Source organism: Amycolatopsis sp. WQ 127309 (assembly GCF_023023025.1).
Lineage (GTDB): Bacteria > Actinomycetota > Actinomycetes > Mycobacteriales > Pseudonocardiaceae > Amycolatopsis.
The window spans coordinates 1,729,815-1,749,932 of record NZ_CP095481.1; the positions used below are offsets into that span (position 1 = coordinate 1,729,815).

The window sequence follows — 20,118 nt, forward strand, 5'->3', positions numbered from 1 at the left end:
GTGTCCTACCCACGCACGCCGCCCTGCAGCTGCGCGCGCAGCTCGGGGGTGATCTGCTGGCCGACCTGCTCGACGAGCAGGGTCATCTCGTACGCGACCGTGCCGATGTCACACGTCGGCGCGGCCAGCACCGCCAGCGACGAGCCGTCCGAAACGGACATCAGGAACAAGTAGCCGCGCTCCATCTCCACTACCGTCTGGTTGACACCGCCCGCCTCGAAACAGCGTGCGGCTCCGTGCGTCAGGCTGAGCAGTCCGGAGGCCACTGCGGACAGCTGCTCGGCTCGCTCCTGGGGCAGGCCCTCCGACGGCGCCAGCAGCAGGCCGTCTGCGGACACCAGAACGGCGTGGGCGGCGCCGGGTACCCGGCGCACGAACTCCGTCATGAGCCAGCCGAACGTGCCCTGGCCGGATGCCGTCACCACTACCCCTCCTCGCTCGTGCCGCGCCGCGCGCCGCACACCGGAGTGGCCGGTCGACGGCGCCTCCCTCAAGCGTATTCGCACCGACGGCGGTGTCGAGTCCGCGACCGGATGGCCGCCGCGCACTCTACGTGTGCGCATGCTCGCGCACCGCATTGACCCGGACGGGTCCACGCGTTCGAGCGACACTCCGCGCCGCCGGCGACGATGCGTGGCGACGCGGTGTCCGCGCAGGTCAGCCGAGGTCCGGCAGGCCCAGCGGGACAACCTGGCCGTCGACGGTGCCGAACGCGCCGCCCCGAGCCCCGCTCCGGACGGCGGCCGCTGCCCCCGAGGTGGGTGAAGCACGTGGAGTTCACTCCAACGGCCGCATCCGGTTCGGGGCGTCATCGGGCTATCCCGCGCGCAACGCCGAATCGTGCGCGATCGCGTGCTGGACGACCGAGATCAGCACCTGCTTGGCGGAGTCGCGCTCGCGCGCGTCACACGCCATGATCGGGACCGACGGCGCGATGGTCAGCGCGTGCCGGACGTCCTCGATCTGGTGGTGCAGCAACCGGTCGAAGCAGTTGATGGCCACGACGTAGGGCAGCTTCCGGTTCTCGAAGAAGTCGATCGACGGGAACGCGTCGGCCAGCCGCCGCGTGTCCACGAGCACGACCGCGCCGATGGCCCCGACCGCCAGGTCGTCCCACATGAACCAGAACCGGTGCTGACCCGGCGTACCGAACACGTACAGCACCAGGTCCGAGTCCAGCGAGATGCGCCCGAAGTCCATCGCCACGGTAGTGGTGGTCTTGTTGGGCGTCGCCGAGGTGTCGTCGTGTCCGACGCTCGCCTCGGTCATCATGGCCTCGGTGGTCAGCGGGTCGATCTCCGAGATCGCCCCGACCATCGTTGTCTTCCCCGAACCGAACCCGCCGGCGACCACGATCTTGGCCGACGAGGTCGGACCCGTCACCTGCGGCGCGTTCGCGTCGGAGTCAAATTCTCCGAAGCCCACTGAGCACCCTTTCCATGAACTCGATACTCGGCCGGTCACCCACGGTCTGGCTGCTGGAGTGCACCAGCACCAGCCCGAGCCCCGCCACGTCACCAATCAACACCCGCACCACACCGAGCGGCAGCCGCAGCAGCGCCGCCACCTCGGCCACCGACCGGGTGTCGAAGCACAGGTCGCAGATCGACCGGTGTTCGGGCACCCGGACCCGGTCGAGCAACCGGCCCTGTTCGCTGGTCGAGATCAACGTCTCGATCGCCAGATCGAGTGTCGCCTTCGTCCGCCCGCGGGTCCGGAAGTACGGCCGGACCAGGCCCGACGTCTCCATCTCCGTCGGCGGCGGTGGCTCGTCGACGTACTCCTGGTGGGCCTGTCGCGGCAGCGCCGCGGCCAGCTCCCCGGAGTCCGGTCCCGACGTGTAGTCGCGCTCGCGGTCGTTGCTGTACGCGGCGAAGTCCGCCGCGTCGTACAACGGCCCGCTCGCGCCGCCGAACAGCTCCGAGCCCGGCCCGCCGAGCAGGCGGTCGCGGTACCCGTTGCTGCCGGGCTCGATGGGCCGGATCGGCTCCTGCCCCGCGTTCGAGTCCGTCAGCCAGTTCGGCGGTTCCCGGACGGGGTCGCTGTCGGAACCCGTGACCCGCCGTTGCCGCCACTCACGGTCGACGCGTTCCCGGAACGACTGCCAGTCCTCCCGGCCGTCGTCCGGCCCCGGCTGCTCGGACCACCCGCCGGAGAAGTCGTCACCGAGCCGGCCATCGCCCCTCAAGCGCCCGTCGTCCACGGCTCTCTCCTCGGTTCCCCGGTCGTCAGCGGCGGACCGCTGCGCCCTGCAGTTGCGCCCGCATCTCCGGTGTCAGCTGCTGGCCGACCCGCTCCACCAGCAGGGTCATCTCGTAGACGACCAAGCCGATGTCACTTTCGGGTGACCCGAGCACCGCGAGACAGGAACCGTCGGAAACCGCCATGAGGAAGAGGAAGCCGTTGGCCATCTCGACCACGGTCTGCGCGACCGTGCCGCCCTCGAACACCTTGGCCGCACCCCGCGCGAGGCTGGTGAGCCCCGACGCGACGGCCGCCAGCTGGTCCGCCCGGTCCTTCGGGAGGCCGCGCGAGGCCGCCAGGAGCAGACCGTCCGCCGACACCACGACCGCGTGGGCCGCGCCGGGCACCCGGTGCACGAAATCCGTGATCAGCCAAGCGAAGCTGCCGGTATTACCCGCCTTGGCCTGCGCGGAGCCACCCGGCTGCGCGGAGCCACCCGGCTGCATTGCACCCGCCCGTGTCACTTTCACTCCTCACTGCTGTCTGTGGTGTTGCCATTCATCGGAAACACACCGTCTTCGTCCGTGCGTTCCTTCAACGCGTGCCGTCCGGACGTGTAGCCACGTTGGAAGCTTGCCATCCGGCTCCGCGCCGTGGACGCCGAGCGGGTGATCACACCCGTTCCGGGCCTCCCACCGGTGTTGTCCGCGAAGTTGTTCTGCGCCGGCGCGTCGGACGAGGGGCTGTTGATCGACCCGGGCACCAGGTAGGCGTTCGGGACGCGCTTGGGCAGCCCGGCCGGGGTGATCTCCTCGTCCTTCGCCTCCAGCAGCGACTGAGCCGCGTTCCAGCCCTCGTCGGAGGCACTGTGCCAGCCGTCGTCGGGCGGGAGGAGCGGGTGCCGCGTCGCCGCGGTCGGCTGCAGCTCGTCGACGCGCTCGGGCTCCGGCTCGCGAACGGGTTCGCGGTCACGAACGGGTTCGCGATCGCGGACCGGCTCACGGTCACGGACAGGCTCCCGGTCGCGAACGGGCTCGCGCTCGGTTTCGTACCGCGGTGCGGGCTCGCGCCGAGCCTCGTGCCGTGGCTCGTCGGCCAGCCCGTTGAGCGGCGGCAGCATCGGGTCGGCCGCGGCGTCGGCCTGAGCCGGCACCGGATCGGCCGCGCCCGCTTCGTCGCCCTCACTGAACCAGCGTGACAGCACCGACTGGTAGATGGGCAGCCGCCGGGTGGGTACATCGTCTTCGAGCGCCGACGAGCCGACGTCCGCCACGGGTGGCGGCGGGGGCGGCTCCTCCGGCGGGACGTACTTCGGCTCGCGCTTGGGCAGCACCAGCGGCTGGAACCGGGTGTCCGCGCTGTGGCTGGCCCCGTCGCCGTTCGGCGACGGCGTCAGCGGCGCGAGGTCCTCGGCCGTCGGCCACGCGGGCGTCTCCGGCTTCGGCAGCTCCGGCGACAGGAACGGTCCTGCCGCACGCCCGCCGCTGACCAGGTCGTCCAGGCTGATCGGCTGGTCCAGCGGGACCAGCCCACCCTGGTTGGCGACCGGTTCGTGCACCGGCGGGGCCGGTGGTGGCGGCGGGGTGTGGTGGTGCGTCTGCGTCTGCTCGTAGTCGGGGATCGACGGCACCGGGATGCTCGGCATCGACATCGACGTCTCGGACCGGTTCTGCGGCGGCGGCGTCTGGGTCAGCTGCTGGCGCGGCATGCCCGGGCGGAGCTGGGTGAGCAGCTCGGCCGGGACGACGACGCGGGCGATGACGCCGCCTTCGATGTCCTCGTTCTCGCGCAGCCGGACCTCGATGCCGTGGCGCTTGGCGAGCCGCGACACCACGTAGAGGCCCATTCGCCGGGTCACCGACACGTCCAGGTCCGGCGGCTCGGCGAGCCGCGCGTTGACCTCGGCCAGCCGGTCGTCGCCCATCCCCACACCGTGGTCGGTGACCTGGATGGCGAGCGCCTTCCGCCGGGTGACGACCGCCCGCACGATGACCTTCGTCTCCGGCTCGGAGAAGTAGGTCGCGTTGTCGAGCAGCTCGGCCAGGACGTGCACGAGGTCGTGGATCGCGAGGCCCTGGACCGCGACGTCGGGCACGATGCCGACCTCGATCCGGGCGTACTGCTCGATCTCGGACACCGCGGCGCCGATGACGTCGGCGGCGGGCACCGGCTTCGGCACGGACTTGGCCAGTCCGGCGCCGGAAAGCACCAGCAGGGACTCACCGTTGCGCCGCAGCCGGGTGGCCAAGTGGTCGAGCTCGAACAGGCTGGCCAAGTGGTCCGGGTCCTGCTCGTCGGCCTCGAGCCGGTCGATGACGCCGAGCTGGCGTTCCACCAGCCGCTGCGACCGGCGCGAGAGGTTCACGAAGATGCCGTTGACGTTCTCGCGCAGGAGGGCCTGCTCGGCGGCCATCTTGACGGCTTGCTCGTGGACGATGTCGAACGAGCGCGCCACCTCGCCGATCTCGTCGCGCGAGTCGACGGGCACGGGCTGGACGGCGCGTTTCGAGGCGCCGACCGGGTCCGGGTCGTCGAGGATGTTCTGCACGGTTTCGGGCAGCCGGGTGTACGCGATGTCCAGCGCGCTCTTCCGCAGCACCCGGAGCGGGCGCAGCATCAGGCGGGCGACGATGAGCATCAGCGCGATCGCGGCGGCCAGCGCGGCGAGCACGACGGCACCGCCGATCCAGGCGGAGTTGACGGCCGCGGTGGCCAGGTCGTCCGCGCGGGTCTTCAGCTGGGCCAGCAGGTTCGACTCGACGGCGTGCAGCTTGTCCGCCGAGACGGTGCTGTCCTTGCTGAGGGTCGAGGGCTCGATGCTCGGCGCCTCACCCAGCTGGGCGGAGGCGAACGCGCTGGTCTGGATCCGCCGGCGGTCGTCGACCTCCGGACCGGAGTAGGTGTCGTTGTAGAGCTGCCGCTGGTCGTCGTCGGCGTTCGCGAGGAACGAGATGACCGAGGCGTCCGCACTGGACGCCGCCGCACGCGTCTGGTCCAGGAGGTCACCGGGGAAGTTCGTGCGGTACGCCGCGATCTGCAGGTCGGCGTCCGCGCGGACGGTGAACTCCTTGGCCTCGCTGATCGCCTGCGTGCTGGTGCCGAGGCGCAGCACGTCCCGGTCGGTGACCGCGGTGGTCACCTCGCGGCCCAGCTCGATCAGCGCGTCGACGATGCCGGAGTACGCCGTCATGACGGTGATGTCCGGCAGGCCGTTCTGCGCGCCGTAGGCCGCACGCAGCGGGCGCAGCGCGTCGAGGCGCTGGATGCCGCGGGCGTAGCGGTCGGTCGTGGCCTGGTCGTCGTTCTTCAACGTCGACGCGGCGCCCTTGAGGTCGGTGACCTCGCGGTCGACCTTGGCGATCTGCGCGTCCAGCCCCGTCTGCAGCAGCTGGTTGGCGGACGAGATCCGCGCGACGGCCAGCGAGCGCTCGTTCTGCAGCTCGTGCACCACCGTGGTGACCTTGACCGCGAACGCGACCTGGTCGGCGGTGCGCTGGAACTCCGCCGCCTGCTGGGCGTCGTCGACCACGCGCAGTGCACCCAGCACCGACGCGGTCAGAGTAGGGATGATCAGGACCGCGGCCAGCTTGGACCGCAGCCGCCAGTCACGCATGCCGGAGAAAAACCCGGACTTCTTCCCCGGATTCGCTCCAGGCGACTGCGCAGGGGTCCCTCCCACCCCCGCGGCGTCTTCGTTCGGCACCGCCGCACCACCATCATCGTTCGTGCTCGTAAAGCCCTGGTCGGTCCAGCGCCCGCCGGGGCGCATCACGTTCTCCTCAGCCACTCGTACGCACGCTCCTGGCATACCGGCGCACCGGCCGGTCGGTCGGAGCCCAGCGCGAGACGGTACCCGTACGGGTGAAAAGATCGTCTTCGACGGGGGTGCCCGAACGCCGCCCTCGCGGGCGGAATCGGTTCAGCTGGAGCATCACGGTCGGGTCCCTGCGCTGATCTTGCATCGGTCTATGTCGGCCTATCCCACCGGCGCGGCGGCTCTGCCCGGCCTGGCTGTGGTCTCTACTGCGGGGGCGAATCTCTCAGGAAAAGCACAGCGTGTCCTGGTAGACCAATGTGGGTCTTCTTGATCGGCCATCCAGGGACTCTCTCTCACTACATCGGAGGTTGAAACCTCCCCGCAGGTGCAGAGGGTAGCGAACGGCCGGGGAAGATGTAACCCTCCCGACAACACGCGCAGGATGTTGCACAGCGTTCGCTCAGTCGGCGCGCAACTGGTGATCCCTTTTTGCGGATCCCCGTCCTACGCTGGGTGTTCTGCTACGGCGAGTGGAGCAGCGGGTCTAGACCAGAGGCCCAAAGAGTGATGCGTACCACTCGTCCGGGTATTGCTTCTACCCGTTGTGAGCAGGCTGTCACGCTGTCTACAGTGGCCCGCGTGTCTCCGGACAATGAGTCACGCACTTTCACTGGATTCGGTACACCAACCGTCACCTTCGTCAAGGAGCAGGCCTTGCTTGGAAACGCCAGGAGCAGTGGCCGGGTTCGCACTCGCCGTGCCGCGCTCGGGCTCGCCCTCACCGCCGCCGCCGTGACAGCCGCCAGCGGCTGCAGCGCGCTCGGTTCGGACGACTCGAACGCCTCGTCGAACGGGGGCGGCCTGGAGAAGCCGAACATCACGGTCTCCATCCTGCCGACCACCGACCTGGGCCCGTTCTGGCTCGCCCAGGACGGCGGCTACTTCAAGGCCGAGGGCCTCAACGTCAAGTCCGTGGTCGCGGCCAGCGGCCAGGCCTCGATGACCAAGTCGATCTCCGGCGAAGCCGACATCGCCCTCTCCACCTATACGCCGTTCTTCATCGCGAAGAGCACCGGTGCCGCCGACATGCAGCTCGTCGCCGACGGTTCCTCCGTGAACGCGAAGAGCAACGCCATCGTCACCGTGCCGAACTCGCCGGTGAAGACCGTCGCCGACCTCGCCGGCAGGCGGATCGCCATCACGGCCAAGAACACGGCTTCCGACCTGCTGACCAAGTCCGTGATGAAGGACCACGGCGTCCCCTCGGACAAGGTCCAGTGGGTCACGCTCGCGCTGCCGAACATCGCGGCCGCGCTGCAGCAGGGCCAGGTCGACGCCGCGTACCTGCCGGAGCCGTTCATCACCCAGGCCGCCAAGAACGTCGGCGCCACCCCGGTGATCGACATCAACACCGGTGCCAGCCAGGACTTCCCCCTGACCGGCTACGGCGCCCCCAAGAAGTGGGTCCAGGACAACCCGAAGACCCTCGCGGCCTTCCAGCGCGCGATGCAGAAGGCGACCCGCGACGCGATCAACGACCGCTCGAAGGTCGAGCCGCTGCTGGTCAAGTACGCGAAGATCGACGAAGACACCGCGAAGCTGCTGACGATCCCCGGTTACGGCTCGGTCCTGGACGCCCGCCGCATGCAGCGCGTCCCCGACCTGCTGCTGCAGCTGGGTGCCATCAACACGGCGGTCGACGCCGCGGCGATGATCGCCCCCCAGGCGACTGCCAGCTGACATCGTGACCAGACTGCTCCGCAACCTGACCGGCCTGGTCGGCTTCCTCCTCCTCTGGGAGGTCGTCGTCCAGGTCGGCCTGGTCAGCAAGACGTTCATCCCGCCGCCCAGCGTCGTCCTCGTCACCGTCGGGGAACTGCTCGGCGACGCTTCCTTCATCCGCGACGTCATCGCGACGATGCTCGCCTGGCTGATCGCGATCCTGATCGCCGTGGCCGTCGGCGTGCCCGCCGGCCTGCTGCTCGGCAGCGTCCCGGTGCTGCGCAACGCCACCGCCGCGATCGTCGAGTTCCTCCGCCCGATCCCGGTCGCCGCGCTCATCCCCCTGGTGCTGCTGGTGATCGGCTCCGGGCCGGAGGCGAAGATCACCCTCGCGGTGTACGCCGCCCTGTGGCCGATCATGTTCAACACGATCTACGGGCTCAGCGAGATCGACCCGGTGCTGATGGAGACCGCGCGGGCGTCCGGGACCAGCCGGTTCCGGATCCTGACGTCGGTCGCGCTGCCGTTCACCGCGCCGTTCGTCTTCACCGGCATCCGGCTGTCGGCGACGATCGCGCTGATCGCCGTCGTCAGCACCGAGTTCCTGGCCGGCTCCGAAGTCGGGCTCGGCAACTTCATCCTGGTCTCCAGCACCGGCTCGACCCGGTTCGACCTCGTGCTGGCCGGCACCGTCGTGGCCGGCCTGCTGGGTTACCTCATCAACGAAGGGCTCGAGCAAGTGGGCAAGCGGCTGTTCCGCTGGAGCACCGTGGACCGGGAGGCGATCGCATGACCGCCGCGACCCTGTCCGGCCGCGTCGGCAGGCGCGCCGTCCGCGGCGCCACCGCGGTCCTGCGCAACTGGCTGCTCTTCGCGGTCCTCGTGGTGCTCTGGGAGTTCGCCGCCCGCGCGGGCGGCAGCAAGTTCTTCCCGCCGCCGTCGGAGATCGCGGTCCGCGCCGCGAACCTGTGGTTCACCGGACCGGCGGACCACCTCTTCCTCACCGACGCGGTGTTCGACAACGTGTTCCCCAGCCTCGGTCACATGCTTGGCGGCTGGGCACTGGCGTCCGTGGTCGGTATCGTCCTCGGGGTGCTGGTCGGCCGGTCTCCGAAGGCGATGGACTACCTCGGGCCGCTGTTCGCCTTCTTCCGCTCGATCCCGCCGCCCACGCTGATCCCGGTGTTCGCGGTGCTGTTCGGGCTGAGCTCGGGCATGCAGGTCGGGTCGATCATCTTCGGCGCGATCTGGCCGGTGCTGCTCAACGCGGTCGACGGCGTCCGCTCGGTCGACCAGGTCAAGGTGGAGACGGCGCGGTCGTTCCGCACGCCCAAGGCGTACTGGATCAGCATGGTCGTGCTCCCCGCGGCGGCGCCGAAGATCTTCGCCGGGCTGCGGGTGAGCCTGTCGATCTCGCTGCTGCTCATGGTGGTCTCCGAGCTCGTGGGAGCCTCCTTCGGTATCGGGCGCTCACTGCTGAACGCCCAGCAGGACTTCGACTTCCCGTCGATGTGGTCCTGGTTGGTGCTGCTCGGCATCCTCGGCTACGTCTTCAACACGATCTTCCTGGCCGCGGAGCGACGGGTACTGGCGTGGCAGCCTGCCCGCCTCGGCCGCGACTGACGGTGGAAAGGCCCTCAATGTCAACCATGCTCGAAGTGTCCGGTGTCAGTCACCGCTACGGCTCCGGCCCCAAGGCGCACACCGCCGTCGACAACCTGTCGTTCACCGTCGAGGCCGGGCAGCTGGCCAGCATCGTCGGCCCGTCGGGCTGCGGCAAGTCGACGCTGCTGCGCTGCATCGCCGGGCTGACCCCGGCGACCGACGGCACGGTCAGCCTGCACGGCGACCGCGTCTCGGGCGTGCCGGACGACCTCGCCGTCGTCTTCCAGGACTACAGCCGGTCGCTGTTCCCGTGGCTTTCGGTGCAGAAGAACGTCGAGTTCCCGCTGCGGTGGCGTTCGATCTCCCGGGCCGAGCGCCGCAAGCGGGCCGCCGAGGCGCTCGATCAGGTCGGGCTGTCCGGCGTCGGCGGGAAGTACCCGTGGCAGCTGTCCGGCGGCATGCAGCAGCGGGTGTCGATCGCCCGCGCGCTGGCCAGCCGGCCGTCGCTGCTGCTCATGGACGAGCCGTTCGCCTCGGTCGACGCGCAGACGCGGTTCGAGCTCGAGGATCTGACCCGGCGGGTGCAGCGCGAGCAGGGCGCCACGATCCTCGTCGTCACGCACGACATCGACGAGAGCGTCTACCTGTCCGACCGCGTGCTGGTGCTGTCGAAGTCGCCGGCGTCGATCGTGGCGGACCTGAAGGTGGACCTGCCCGCCGACCGCGACCAGATCGCGACCCGCGAGTCGCTGGAGTTCGTGACGCTGCGCGGTGAAGTGGCGCGGCTGCTGCACGGCGGCACCCCGGAGGAAGCGGCCAAGGCCGCCTCCGACGCCGCGGAATGGGCGCTGGCCGAGCAGACCAAGGTGCGGACCGGGACCCAGGCCCGTCGCTGACCCGGTTCCAAGTCCGTGAATGCCACATCGAGGGACACTACGTCCCTCGATGTGGCATTCACGGACTTCAGTAGATGGTGGAGTTCTCCGGCACGACCCGGACGTGGACCAGGGTCGGGCGGTCGTCGGCCAGGGCCGCCGTCAACGCCGGGGCCAAGGCGGCCGGCTCGGTGATCGCGATGCCCTGGCAGCCCATGCTCGCCGCCAGTGCCGAGAACTCGATCCCGCCCAGCTGCGTGCCCGGCAGCTTGGAGCCGCCGATCGCGTCGCCGAGGATGCGGACCGCCGCGTACTCCGTGTTGTCCAGGATCACGATCGTCACCGGCAGTTCCTGCCGCGCGGCCGTCCAGAGCGCCTGGATGCCGTACATGCTGGAGCCGTCGCCGATCACGCCGACGACCTTGCGGTCCGGCCGGGCGATGGCCGCGCCGACCACGCCCGGGACGCCGTAGCCGAGTGCGCCGCTGGCCATCGTCAGGAAGCCGGTGTCGGTCGCGGTGATCGGCAGGTGGTCGTGCATCACCGCGCGGTGGCTGGGGGTTTCCTCGACGACGAGCGCGTTGTCCGGCAGGACCTCCGCGAGCGTCGCGTAGAAGTACGCCCCGGTGAGCGCGCTGCCGTCCGGCTTCGCGGGCCGCTCCAGCGGCGCGGGCGCGGGCCGGCTCGTCTCGCCCACGGCCTCGACGAGCGCGCGGATGCCGAGCTTCAAGGTGGCGCGGATGCCGGTGCCTTCGAAGGCCCGCGCGAGGATCTGCTCGTCGTCGCTGACGATGAACAGCGGCGGCAGCGGAGCTTCGCCCCGGCCGCGCTCGACGTGGTAGGTGAAGGCCGGCGCACCGAGCACGACGACGAGGTCGTGCGCGGCCAGCTTGTCCGAGATCGCCCCGCGCTCGGGGTCCAGGAACCCTTGGAACAGCGGGTGGTCTTCGGGGAACGAGCACCGGAACGACATCGGCGCGACCCACACGCCGGCGTTGACCCGCTCGGCGAGCGCGACGGCCTCCTCGACGGCACCGTCCTGGTCGACGGCCCCGCCGACGACGATCGCGGGGCGTTCCGCGGCGGCGAACGCGGCGGCGAGCTCGGCGACGGCCTCGGGATCCGGCGCGAAGCCGCGGATCCGCGGCCGGGAGACGATCGGGCGTTCGGTCGTGACGGTCCAGTCGTCGGCCGGGACGGACACGAAGACCGGACCGGACGGCGCCTGCGTCGCGACGTGGTAGGCCCGAGCCAGCGCGGCCGGGACGTCCTCGGCGGTCGCGGGCTCGATCGACCACTTCACGTACGGCTTCGGGAACTCCGGCGCGTCCATCGCGCCGAGGAACGGATCGTGCGGCAGCAGCGACCGCACCTGCTGCCCGGCGACGATGATCAGCGGCGTCCGGTTCTTGTAGGCGGTGAAGATGCTGCCGAGGCCGTGCCCGACGCCGCCGGCGGAATGCAGGTTGACCAGCGCGGCCTGCCGCGTGGCCTGGGAGTAGGCGTCGGCCATCGCCACGACGGCGGACTCCTGCAGCCCCAGGACGTAGTCGAAGTCGTCCGGCCACTCCGTCAGGAACGGGACCTCGGTGGTGCCGGGGTTGCCGAACACCGTGGTGAGGCCGAGTTCTCGGAGGAGTTCGCGGGTGGCGTCCAGCACCGTGCGCTTGAGCATGCCCCCAGGCTAACCGTTAGCGCTGCGAAAGAAACCACCGAAAAGCCGTGAAGGCCTCCTTACCGGCTCTTATGGCCGGTAAGGAGGCTCGGAGTCATGGGGTCGTTGCAACACCACCTCGATGAAAGGTGGAGTTGCCGATGGTTCGAGCGCATCGCTGGCTGCCCAGGTCAGTGCAGCTGGAGTTCTGGGACCACATCCGGGCAGGAAAGGCGGCGAAGCCGACCGCGCGAGCGGCCGGCTTCGCCCCCGCCACCGGAGTCCGGCTGTTCCGCCACGCTGGCGGGGTGAGCAGCAACGCACCCACCCGCCCCGGTCCGCTCCGGTTGAGCATCACTGAGCGGGACGAGATCGCCTGCCTGACCGCCGCAGGTCACGGGCCCCGCGCGATCGGCAGGATGATCGGCCGGTCGGCTTCGACGGTGTCGCGGGAGCTGGCCCGCAACACCGGCCTGACCGGGAACTACCGGCCCAGCAGCGCCCAGCACCGCGCCGAACACCGCGCGAAACGACCCAAGACCGCGAAGCTGGCCGCTGATCCGGTACTGCGGGCGGTGGTGCAGGCCGGGCTGAACCGCAAGTGGTCACCACGGCAGATCTCCGAAAGACTGGCCCTGGACTTCCCCGACCGGCCGGAGATGCGGGTGTCACACGAAACGATCTACCAATCACTGTACGTCCAAAGCCGCGGAGCGTTGCGCCGGGAACTGACCGCGGCGCTGCGGACCGGACGAGCACTGCGGATGCCGAGACGGCAAACCCAGGCCCGCCGGGAACGACCGTCGGGCCGGATCCAGGACATGGTCAACATCAGCGAACGTCCCGCCGAGGCCGCCGACCGGGCAGTCCCGGGGCACTGGGAAGGTGACCTGATCCTGGGCAAAGACAACCGGTCGGCGATCGGGACGCTGGTGGAGCGTTCGACCCGGTTTGTGATGTTGCTGCACCTGCCCGACGGGCGAGACGCAGCCACCGTCGCCGCGGCGATGACCGAGATGATCGCGACGTTGCCGCCGTTGCTGCTGGGGTCGCTGACCTGGGATCAGGGCAAGGAGATGGCGCATCACCGGACGATCACCCTGGCCACGGGGCTGGATATCTATTTTTGCGATCCGCATTCGCCGTGGCAGCGGGGGTCCAACGAGAACACCAACGGTCTGCTCCGGCAGTACTTTCCGAAAGGCACCGACCTGTCTCAGCACACAGCTGAGGACCTGGCGGAGGTCGCGGCTGAGCTGAACGGGCGACCGCGGGAGACCCTCGGCTGGCGAACACCAGCCGAGGTCCTCACGAAGCTACTGTTGGATCAACCAACGACAGGTGTTGCAACCACCGCGTGAATCCGCCAGGCCTTCACGGACCTACCTGGACCTACCCGGGGGCCTCAGCCGATCAGGCCCGACAGGCCTGAGCCCTTGAAGGAGCCCCAGCCGGTCACCTGGTCGTAGCCCGTGCCGGCGGTGAAGCCGGTCGTGCCGTGCAGGGTGTTGTTGCCCGTCGTCACGTCGTGGAAGCCCGTGCCGTACGAGGACCCGTTGCCGATCGAGTAGAACTTCGGGTTCAGGTTGCCCAGGCCGCCGCCGTGGACCTGGTTCTGCAGCGTCGCGAAGGCCGCCCACAGCGGGGCCGCGCCGGACGTGCCCCAGACCGTCTCCCAGGAACCCGCGGTGTAGATGTAGTAGCCCGAGCCGCTGGCCGCGTCCGCCGAGACGTCCGGGACCTTGCGGTTGGTCGTGCTCTGGGTGGACTGCCAGGACGGCGCCGTGAAGACCGTCGAGATGCCGCCGCCGGTCGAGCCGTTGGACGCGCCGTCGTTCCACGCCTTCTCGCTGCTGTAGGCGTTCGACGAGGTCACCGTCAGCTGCGTGCCGCCGACGCCCGTGACGTTCGGGCTGGACGCCGGGAAGTCCACGGCCTTCGCGGTGGAGCCGGTCTGGCGGTAGCAGTCGGTCGTGCCGTCGTCGCCCGCCGCCGCGAAGTAGGAGATGCCCTCCGCGGTACCGGTCGCGATCGCGTTGCTGACGCTCTTCGCCGCGCTCGATCCCTCGGCGGATTCACAGGCGCCCCAAGAGATCGAGACGACGTTGACCGTGTGGTCCGACGCGATCTTCTGGTACATCGCGAGTTCGCCGGCGCTCGAGTTGGGCGCCTCGTAGACGTAGTCGCCGGCCGCCGCGGCGAGCGCGTGCACGACCTCGATGTCCAGCTCGACCTCGATCTCGCCGTCACCGGGCGAGGAGTCGTAGTTCGCGCCGCTGACCGGGACCGTCGTCACCGAACCCGCCGAGAGGCCGTACGTGCTGTCGTACTTGGTGACGTTCGCCTTCTTGTAGCCGTCGAACTCGACGAACCCGACCTTGACGCCGCTGCCGGTCGCCGAGAGACCGCTGGTGCCGTACGCGGTCTTGAGGATCGGCGGGGTCACGGACTTGACGACGTTGGGCTGGGCTTTGGACGCCTGGGACGAGTGCGTCCGCACGGCGTGGTCGTCGAGCCCGACGACGTTCGCCACGACGCCCGAGACGTCCGCGGAGACGGTCGGCGCGGAGTCGTTCGCGAAGAAGTTCCGGCCCGAGACGGTGTCGTGGTAGTTCCCGATCCGGGTGTGGAACGCCGCTTCGAGCTGCGCCGCCGAACCGTGGAACGTGACGGCCTGCCGGTTGCCGGAAACCTCGATCCCGGTGGCCCCCGCCTTCCCGAGGAATGAGACGGCCTTGTCGACGTCGGCCTGCGTCGGACCGAACTCGGCATTGAACTGCACCGGCGTGAGGAAGTGGTGGTATTGCGGCGAATCCGGGTTCTGCACTTCGGCGAGGAACCTTTCCAGCGCCTGCTGGTTGTGCAGTTTCAGAGAGAGCGCCGCGGTGATCTGCTGGGCCGCGCCGACGTCGCCGGTGCGGGCGCTGTTGACCAGCGGAGCGGCGGAGTCGGCCAGTATGACCAGGGGTTCCGTCGCCGCGGCGGCCGGGACGGCCACGGCGAGGCCGAGCAACGCCGGCAGCGGCACGGCGGCCGCGACGAGCTTGCGCAAGCGCATGGGAGAATTCCTCTCGGCGGTGGGGACCGGGCCTGCGCGGAATGCTCGCAGCAGGTTGCCAAGGAGCATAAGTCGGCAACCAACCTACTTTTGTTGGTCATTTCGCGGTTCCCATTTTCGTTTTCCGCACCGTTTACCATTTCATGGGAATTCGATGGTCAACGCGGCAGCTCGTCGATCCGTTCGACGATCTCCTGCGCGTGCCCGTCACCGGCGAACCGGCGGGCCGCCGCCGACAGCGTCCGCAGCCGCTGCCGGGTCCGCGGCGACCGCAGCGCGCCGGCCAGCTCGATGGCCTCCTGCCCGACGCTCGCCGCGACGTCGAGATCGCCGTCCAGCGCGTGCACGGTGGCCAGCCAGATCACCGTCAGGCCCCGGCTGCGCGTCATGTCCGGGCCGTAGCCGGCGATCGCGTCGGTGAGGGCGCGGATCCCGGCGCGGCCGTGCCGGACGTCGACCACCTGGGCCAGCTCGCCGTGCACCGTGCCGGTCATCGCCGCCATGTCGTTGCCGTCGAAGAAGGCCGCCCACGGCGACACCTCGGTCTCGTGGGCGGCCGCGAACTCGGCCCGCGCGCGGCGCAGGTACGTCAGCGCGGCGGCGACGTCGGCCTTCTTCGCGTACGCCCACGCCTGGTTGGCCGACAGGATCGCCTGTGCCCGCTGGGACCGCGCCCGCAGCGCCGCTTCGCGTCCGCGCGCGAACTCCGCCAGTGCCGCGTCGACCGCGCCGTAGTGCAGGTGCAGCCGTCCGGTGCGGTACCGGATGTTGGCCTGGAGGTCGTCGTTCCCGGCCTCGACGGCCAGCTCCGACGCCCGCGCGAAGGCGGCCAACGCGGCCGCGGGCCGGTTCTCGTCGAAGCTCGTCCAGCCGGCGAGGTTGTACAGGTCGGCGACGACGGTGCAGAGCCGCACGAGGACGGCGTCCCGCATCGTGCCGGCCAGCAGGTCCGCCGCGGCCGGCAACCGCGCCGCGATCGTCTCGGCGCAGGACCCGCCGCCGTGGCGGTAGTCCCGGGCCCGGAGCTCCGCGACGGCTTCCTCCAGCCGTCGCACGTCGGTGAGGCCCACGCGGACGCCGCGCGGGTCCTCCCGGCCGTCACTGCCGGTCATGGCAGCCCTCCGTCTTTCTGGAGAGCCACCGCCCGTGGCAGCTCCCGGTCATTCCCCTCCGGACCACGCCCCGGGTCGCTCCTTCGGGGGGTGGCCACCGGGGAGCACCCCGGTGGCGGTCAGCACCACACCCGTGGCGGTTTCCGCGATCTTGACGACGGCCAGGAGGCCGCCGAGGGCGAGCGAGCTGCCGAGTCCCAGGTGGGCGAACTCGTCTTCGGACGTTCCGGTTCCGCGTTGCCGCGGGATCGCGCTGGTCACGATTCGACCTTCCGGGTTGTTCCGGACACACTGGTTCGATATTCGCGGGGAATCAGCCGCCCCCAGGCGACGAACACCCACCGGATGGTCGAGTTCTTCGGTTCCTGCTGGCCTGGCCACGAGCTCGTCTTGAACTGAATACGCGCGCACACAGCGCCGCCTCCCGCACTGCAGAACGATTCTGGAACATCGGCCGGATCGCGAAATGCGGGACAACCGTAGCGAGTCGATCTGCGCGAAATCAGCCGCCAACCAGGTCAAAGCCGTGACCTGCACGTGCATCCGCACGCGCAGGTGCCACTCGGCTTTTGCAACGGCGAAATGGGATTTCACCGCGAAAGAACGTGTTTACCGCGCACGCCGGCGCACCCTGCGAATCCCGTAATCATGACTCACGTGACGCGCAGAATTCGCAGTTCGATCAGGACTTGACGAGTTCGACCCACGTGCGAACCGATTCAGCGTCGACCGCGAACTGCCAGCCGCCGGGCCGGACCGCGCTGCCGACGTGGAACCCGCGCACGCCGCCCGCGCGCAGGAGGTGGACCTGCTGGGCGCGCAGGCCGCCGCCGACGAGCAGTTCCGGTCCGGTGTCGCGCTGCGCGAGGCGCTGCAGCACGGACAGCCCGCTGCCGACGCCGTTCGGGTGGCCCGCGGCGAGCACCGTGTCGCAGCCCAGCGCCGCGAGCTGGTCGTACGCGCGCAGCGGGTCGCGCGTACGGTCGATGGCACGGTGGAACGTCCAGGGCAGGCCGTCGATCTCCTTGATGAGTGCTTCGCACGCGTCGAGGTCGATTTCGCTGTCGACGTTCAGGAAGCCGAACACGAACTCGCGCGCGCCCGCGTCGATCAGCCGGGCGGTGTCCGCGCGCAGGCCCTCGATGTCCCCGGCGGCGAAAGAACCGTTGTCCCGCAGCATGACCCGGATCGGGAGATCGGTCGCCGACCGCACATCACGCAGCGTCTCCAGCGAAGGCGTCAGGCCGTCCTGGGCCATGTCCGCGACCAGTTCGAGGCGGTCGGCCCCGCCCGCTTGCGCGCCTTCGGCGTCCGCCGCGTCCAGCGCGATCACTTCCAGCAGGGGCGTCTTCGAGCTCATGCCTCATCCGTTTCACTGGTTCCGGGTGTCTTCTCCCCTCGCGTGCCGCCCTCGCCGGAAGCCGCCTTGCAGGCTCGTCATCCGTTCGCGCACCGCTTCCGGGGAAAGCGAGAGTATCGGCCGCTGCTCCGGCACCGCTCCCGGGCTGGCCGCGGCGTCGGCCGGCTGCAGGAACGGCCAGGTGTCCTCGGCGCCGTCCTCCTGCTCCAGCTCCGCGGGCGTCGGCCACTGGTACTCGGGCTCGATCGCGGCGGACGGCTGCGGGAGCGCGACGGGCGGGGGCACCGGCGGGAACTGGGGATCGGTGTCCTCGTCGTCGGGGTTCGGCTCGGCGGCCACCGGCTGCGGCGCGAGCGGCGGCGGGGGTGGCGGGGGCGGTGGCGGCGGGGGGACGGGCGCGGCTTCGCGCAGCGGCAGCCCCGAGGCCAGCGCGTGGCGCGGCTCGGGCTCGGCGGGGCGGGGCTCTTCCGCGATCGGCCGTGGCTCGGCCGCGCGCCGCGGCACCTCGGGCGGCGCGGCGGCGTCGAACCAGCGGGACAGGACGTCGCGGTAGGCGGGCATCCGCTCGGTCGGGGCGTCGAAGTCCAGGTGCGGGTCGTCTTCCGCGGTGGGCCACTCCGGGGCGTGCTCGCGCGCCACCACCGGCGCGCGGCGCGGCGGGCCGGCCTCGATCGACGGCGGCGTCAGCTCTTCCGGCCCCTCGGGCTCGGGTTCCGGCTGCGTGAGCGGGGCCAGCGGCGCCAGCAGCTCGGGTTCCGGGGCGTGCTCGGGCTCGGCGGGCGGCGGGGGCGCGGGCAGGGGCGGCAGCTCGACGATCAGGCCGGTCGGCACCAGCACCGTCGCGACCAGCCCGCTGCCGTTGGCGGCGCTCAGCCGGACGTCGATCCGGTGCCGCTTGGCCAGCGTCGCGACCACGAACAGGCCCATCCGGCGCGACACCTCGACGTCGACGTCCGGCGGGTTCGCCAGGCGCGTGTTGGTGCGGTCGATCTCGGCCTGCGGCATGCCGGCGCCGTGGTCGGTGATCTCGATCTGCCAGTCGCCGTCGTGGGTTTCGGCGCTGGCGACGGTGACCGTGCCGCCGCCGGAGTAGCGCGTCGCGTTCTCCAGCAGCTCCGAAACGACGTGCACGAGGTCGTTGACGGCCTCGCCGCGGACCGCGACCTGCGGCGCCGGGCCGAGCTCGATGCGCTGGTAGTGCTCGACCTCCGAGAGCGCGGCGCCGATGATCTCGTCGGCCGCCACCGCGCCGGCGTCCTCCCGCGCGGAGTCGTGACCCGACAGGACCAGCAGATTCTCGCTGTTGCGCCGCATCCGCGTCGCGAGGTGGTCGAGCTCGAACAGCCCGGCGAGGGTGTCCGGGTCCTGCTCGTCGGCCTCCATCCGGTCCAGCACCGAAAGCTGCCGTTCGACGAGGTCCTGGCTCCGCTGCGAGAGGTTGACGAACATCGCGTTGACGTTCTCGCGCAGCATCGCCTGTTCGCCGGCCAGCCGGACGGCTTCGCCGTGCACCGCGTCGAACGCGCGGGCCACCTGACCGACCTCTTCGCGCGTGAACACCGGGACGGGCGCGACGGCGAGGCGCTTGCGGAGGTTCTCCGGCGCGGGTTCGGGGTCGGTGAGCAGGCCCTGGACCGCCGCGGGCAGCCGGTGCTCGGCCACTTCCAAGGCCGTGCGGCGCAGGATCCGCAAGGGGCGCAACAGGGACCGCGCGATGACGACCGACAGGACGCCGGCGACGAGCAGCACGGCGAGCACCGCCCCGCCGTCCCAGATCGCCGCCGCGCGGGCCTGCGTCGCGAGGGTGTCGGTGCGTTCCTGCAACTGGACCAGCAGCGCCTGCTGCACCTGGTGGGCGAGGTTCACCGTGTGGGTCGCCGAAACGTCCCACTGGTTGGGGTCGAGGCCCGAGAGGTTCTGGCCGTTTTCGGTGCGGGTGAGCGCGGATTCGACCATGTCGTTGCCGATGTCGACGACCAGGCCGATCACCGTGTCGTCGAACATCCGTTGCTGGTCAGGGGTCGCGAAGGTGCGGTAGTCGTTGCGCGCGGCGGCGAGTTCGGCTTCGGCGCCGAGCAGCGCGCGCGTGCGGTCGCGGCTCAGCGTGCCCTCGGCGAGCGCCTCCGCCATCACCGCGCGCTTGACCGACAGCTGGTCCTTGATCCGGGCCAGTGCGTTGCCCGCCAAGCGCAACCGCGCGAGCTCGGGGTCCGAGACGTCGGCGGCGGCCGAGTCGCTGATGTCGAGCAGGCCGGAGATCAGCTCGCTGTAGGAGCGCAGCACGGCGTCGGCCGGGAACGCGGAGTGCTCCGCGGAGAACCGGAGACCGCCGAGCACGCGCAGCCGGTCGTCGGTCTGCTGCAGGCTTTCCGCGGCTTTCGCGTCGAGGCGGGGCCGGCTGTCGGCCAGCGTCCGCTCGAACGTCCCGATCGCCTGGTCGACGCGTTTGCGCTGGCCGGCGAGGTCCGCGGTGTCCCCCAAGCGGTTCTGCGCGACGAACCGGACGGTGAGGTCACGCTCGCGCTGGAGTTCGTGGATGGCTTCGGCGACGGTGCTGTCGACGCGGCCGCGGGTCGCGAACTCCGCGAGCTGCTGCGCGTCACGCAGGTCCGTGCTGATCCGCAGACCGACGAGCGCGATCACGGCCAGCGCGGGAATGAGCAGGACAGCGAAGAGCTTCGTGCCGAGGCGCCAGTTCCGCAATCGCCAGCGGCCGCCGGCCGGACGCGGATCCGCCGCGTCGCCACCCTTGCGGGGACGCTTGTCGCGACGGGTCACCTGGTTTCCTTTT

General features: G+C 70.5%; 16 protein-coding genes. 5 read left to right on the forward strand and 11 right to left on the reverse strand.

Annotated features, from left to right (window positions below):
• Nucleotides 1-5: 5 nt before the first annotated feature.
• The 5 genes from MUY22_RS07685 to MUY22_RS07705 all read right to left on the reverse strand — a co-directional run bounded on the left by MUY22_RS07685 (nucleotide 6) and on the right by MUY22_RS07705 (nucleotide 5,953).
• On the reverse strand, nucleotides 6-422 hold the full coding sequence (locus MUY22_RS07685; RefSeq protein WP_247063729.1) for a roadblock/LC7 domain-containing protein: 417 nt from the start codon (nucleotides 420-422) through the stop codon (nucleotides 6-8).
• A 394-nt stretch (nucleotides 423-816) separates the two neighbouring features.
• Nucleotides 817-1,425, reverse strand: coding sequence for an ATP/GTP-binding protein (locus MUY22_RS07690; RefSeq protein ID WP_247017872.1), 609 nt, complete (start codon nucleotides 1,423-1,425; stop codon nucleotides 817-819).
• Entirely contained in the window at nucleotides 1,406-2,203 is a 798-nt protein-coding gene (locus MUY22_RS07695) for a DUF742 domain-containing protein (protein WP_247058533.1), read from the reverse strand. Before MUY22_RS07695 ends, MUY22_RS07690 begins: the two co-directional genes overlap by 20 nt.
• Nucleotides 2,204-2,228: 25 nt before the next feature.
• Entirely contained in the window at nucleotides 2,229-2,690 is a 462-nt protein-coding gene (locus tag MUY22_RS07700) for a roadblock/LC7 domain-containing protein (protein ID WP_247063745.1), read from the reverse strand.
• Between the two features lie 20 nt (nucleotides 2,691-2,710).
• Nucleotides 2,711-5,953, reverse strand: coding sequence for a nitrate- and nitrite sensing domain-containing protein (locus tag MUY22_RS07705; protein ID WP_247063748.1), 3,243 nt, complete (start codon nucleotides 5,951-5,953; stop codon nucleotides 2,711-2,713).
• A gap of 702 nt (nucleotides 5,954-6,655) precedes the next feature.
• Between MUY22_RS07705 and MUY22_RS07710 the strand changes: the two genes are divergently transcribed.
• The 4 genes from MUY22_RS07710 to MUY22_RS07725 are packed head-to-tail and all read left to right on the forward strand — an operon-like array spanning nucleotide 6,656 to nucleotide 10,164.
• Nucleotides 6,656-7,681 (forward strand): ABC transporter substrate-binding protein, encoded by a 1,026-nt coding sequence (locus tag MUY22_RS07710; RefSeq protein WP_371827591.1) that lies wholly within the window; start codon nucleotides 6,656-6,658, stop codon nucleotides 7,679-7,681.
• A gap of 4 nt (nucleotides 7,682-7,685) precedes the next feature.
• Nucleotides 7,686-8,456, forward strand: coding sequence for an ABC transporter permease (locus MUY22_RS07715; protein WP_247058536.1), 771 nt, complete (start codon nucleotides 7,686-7,688; stop codon nucleotides 8,454-8,456).
• Nucleotides 8,453-9,286: an ABC transporter permease gene (locus MUY22_RS07720; protein WP_247058538.1), complete on the forward strand. Its 834-nt coding sequence runs from the start codon at nucleotides 8,453-8,455 to the stop codon at nucleotides 9,284-9,286. The genes MUY22_RS07715 and MUY22_RS07720 overlap by 4 nt, the downstream gene beginning before the upstream one ends.
• A 17-nt stretch (nucleotides 9,287-9,303) precedes the next feature.
• Nucleotides 9,304-10,164 carry an ABC transporter ATP-binding protein gene (locus MUY22_RS07725; protein WP_247058540.1) on the forward strand — a complete coding sequence of 287 codons (861 nt, stop codon included), beginning with the start codon at nucleotides 9,304-9,306 and terminating at the stop codon, nucleotides 10,162-10,164.
• Between the two features lie 67 nt (nucleotides 10,165-10,231).
• Here the strand turns inward: MUY22_RS07725 and mdlC are convergent, their stop codons facing one another.
• Nucleotides 10,232-11,818: a benzoylformate decarboxylase gene (mdlC, locus tag MUY22_RS07730; RefSeq protein WP_247058542.1), complete on the reverse strand. Its 1,587-nt coding sequence runs from the start codon at nucleotides 11,816-11,818 to the stop codon at nucleotides 10,232-10,234.
• Between the two features lie 140 nt (nucleotides 11,819-11,958).
• Here mdlC and MUY22_RS07735 point away from each other — a divergent pair, with 140 nt between their 5' ends.
• Complete coding sequence (locus MUY22_RS07735) at nucleotides 11,959-13,158, forward strand: IS30 family transposase (protein ID WP_371827592.1); 1,200 nt, start codon at nucleotides 11,959-11,961, stop codon at nucleotides 13,156-13,158.
• Between the two features lie 44 nt (nucleotides 13,159-13,202).
• On the opposite strand, the gene MUY22_RS07740 is transcribed toward MUY22_RS07735, so the two are convergent.
• The 5 genes from MUY22_RS07740 to MUY22_RS07760 form a co-directional block, all read right to left on the reverse strand.
• Nucleotides 13,203-14,855, reverse strand: coding sequence for a protease pro-enzyme activation domain-containing protein (locus MUY22_RS07740; RefSeq protein ID WP_247058544.1), 1,653 nt, complete (start codon nucleotides 14,853-14,855; stop codon nucleotides 13,203-13,205).
• Nucleotides 14,856-15,013: 158 nt separating this feature from the next.
• The gene (locus MUY22_RS07745) at nucleotides 15,014-15,967 is read right to left on the reverse strand and encodes a hypothetical protein (protein ID WP_247058546.1); all 954 of its coding nucleotides are present in this window, start codon (nucleotides 15,965-15,967) and stop codon (nucleotides 15,014-15,016) included.
• Nucleotides 15,968-16,015: 48 nt separating this feature from the next.
• Complete coding sequence (locus MUY22_RS07750; protein WP_247058548.1) at nucleotides 16,016-16,228, reverse strand: hypothetical protein; 213 nt, start codon at nucleotides 16,226-16,228, stop codon at nucleotides 16,016-16,018.
• Nucleotides 16,229-16,649: 421 nt separating this feature from the next.
• Nucleotides 16,650-17,327, reverse strand: coding sequence for a copper homeostasis protein CutC (locus tag MUY22_RS07755; protein WP_247058550.1), 678 nt, complete (start codon nucleotides 17,325-17,327; stop codon nucleotides 16,650-16,652).
• Nucleotides 17,328-17,339: 12 nt separating this feature from the next.
• Entirely contained in the window at nucleotides 17,340-20,105 is a 2,766-nt protein-coding gene (locus MUY22_RS07760) for a sensor histidine kinase (protein ID WP_247058552.1), read from the reverse strand.
• Between the last annotated feature and the right edge of the window lie 13 nt (nucleotides 20,106-20,118).

Coding starts and splice junctions, on each gene's coding strand:
- MUY22_RS07725 (WP_247058540.1), top strand. CDS start 9,304: ATGTCAACCATGCTCGAAGTGTCCGGTGTCAGTCACCGCTACGGCTCC.
- MUY22_RS07705 (WP_247063748.1), bottom strand. CDS start 5,953: ATGCGCCCCGGCGGGCGCTGGACCGACCAGGGCTTTACGAGCACGAAC.
- MUY22_RS07740 (WP_247058544.1), bottom strand. CDS start 14,855: ATGCGCTTGCGCAAGCTCGTCGCGGCCGCCGTGCCGCTGCCGGCGTTG.
- MUY22_RS07720 (WP_247058538.1), top strand. CDS start 8,453: ATGACCGCCGCGACCCTGTCCGGCCGCGTCGGCAGGCGCGCCGTCCGC.
- MUY22_RS07745 (WP_247058546.1), bottom strand. CDS start 15,967: ATGACCGGCAGTGACGGCCGGGAGGACCCGCGCGGCGTCCGCGTGGGC.
- MUY22_RS07700 (WP_247063745.1), bottom strand. CDS start 2,690: ATGCAGCCGGGTGGCTCCGCGCAGCCGGGTGGCTCCGCGCAGGCCAAG.
- MUY22_RS07755 (WP_247058550.1), bottom strand. CDS start 17,327: ATGAGCTCGAAGACGCCCCTGCTGGAAGTGATCGCGCTGGACGCGGCG.
- mdlC (WP_247058542.1), bottom strand. CDS start 11,818: ATGCTCAAGCGCACGGTGCTGGACGCCACCCGCGAACTCCTCCGAGAA.
- MUY22_RS07735 (WP_371827592.1), top strand. CDS start 11,959: ATGGTTCGAGCGCATCGCTGGCTGCCCAGGTCAGTGCAGCTGGAGTTC.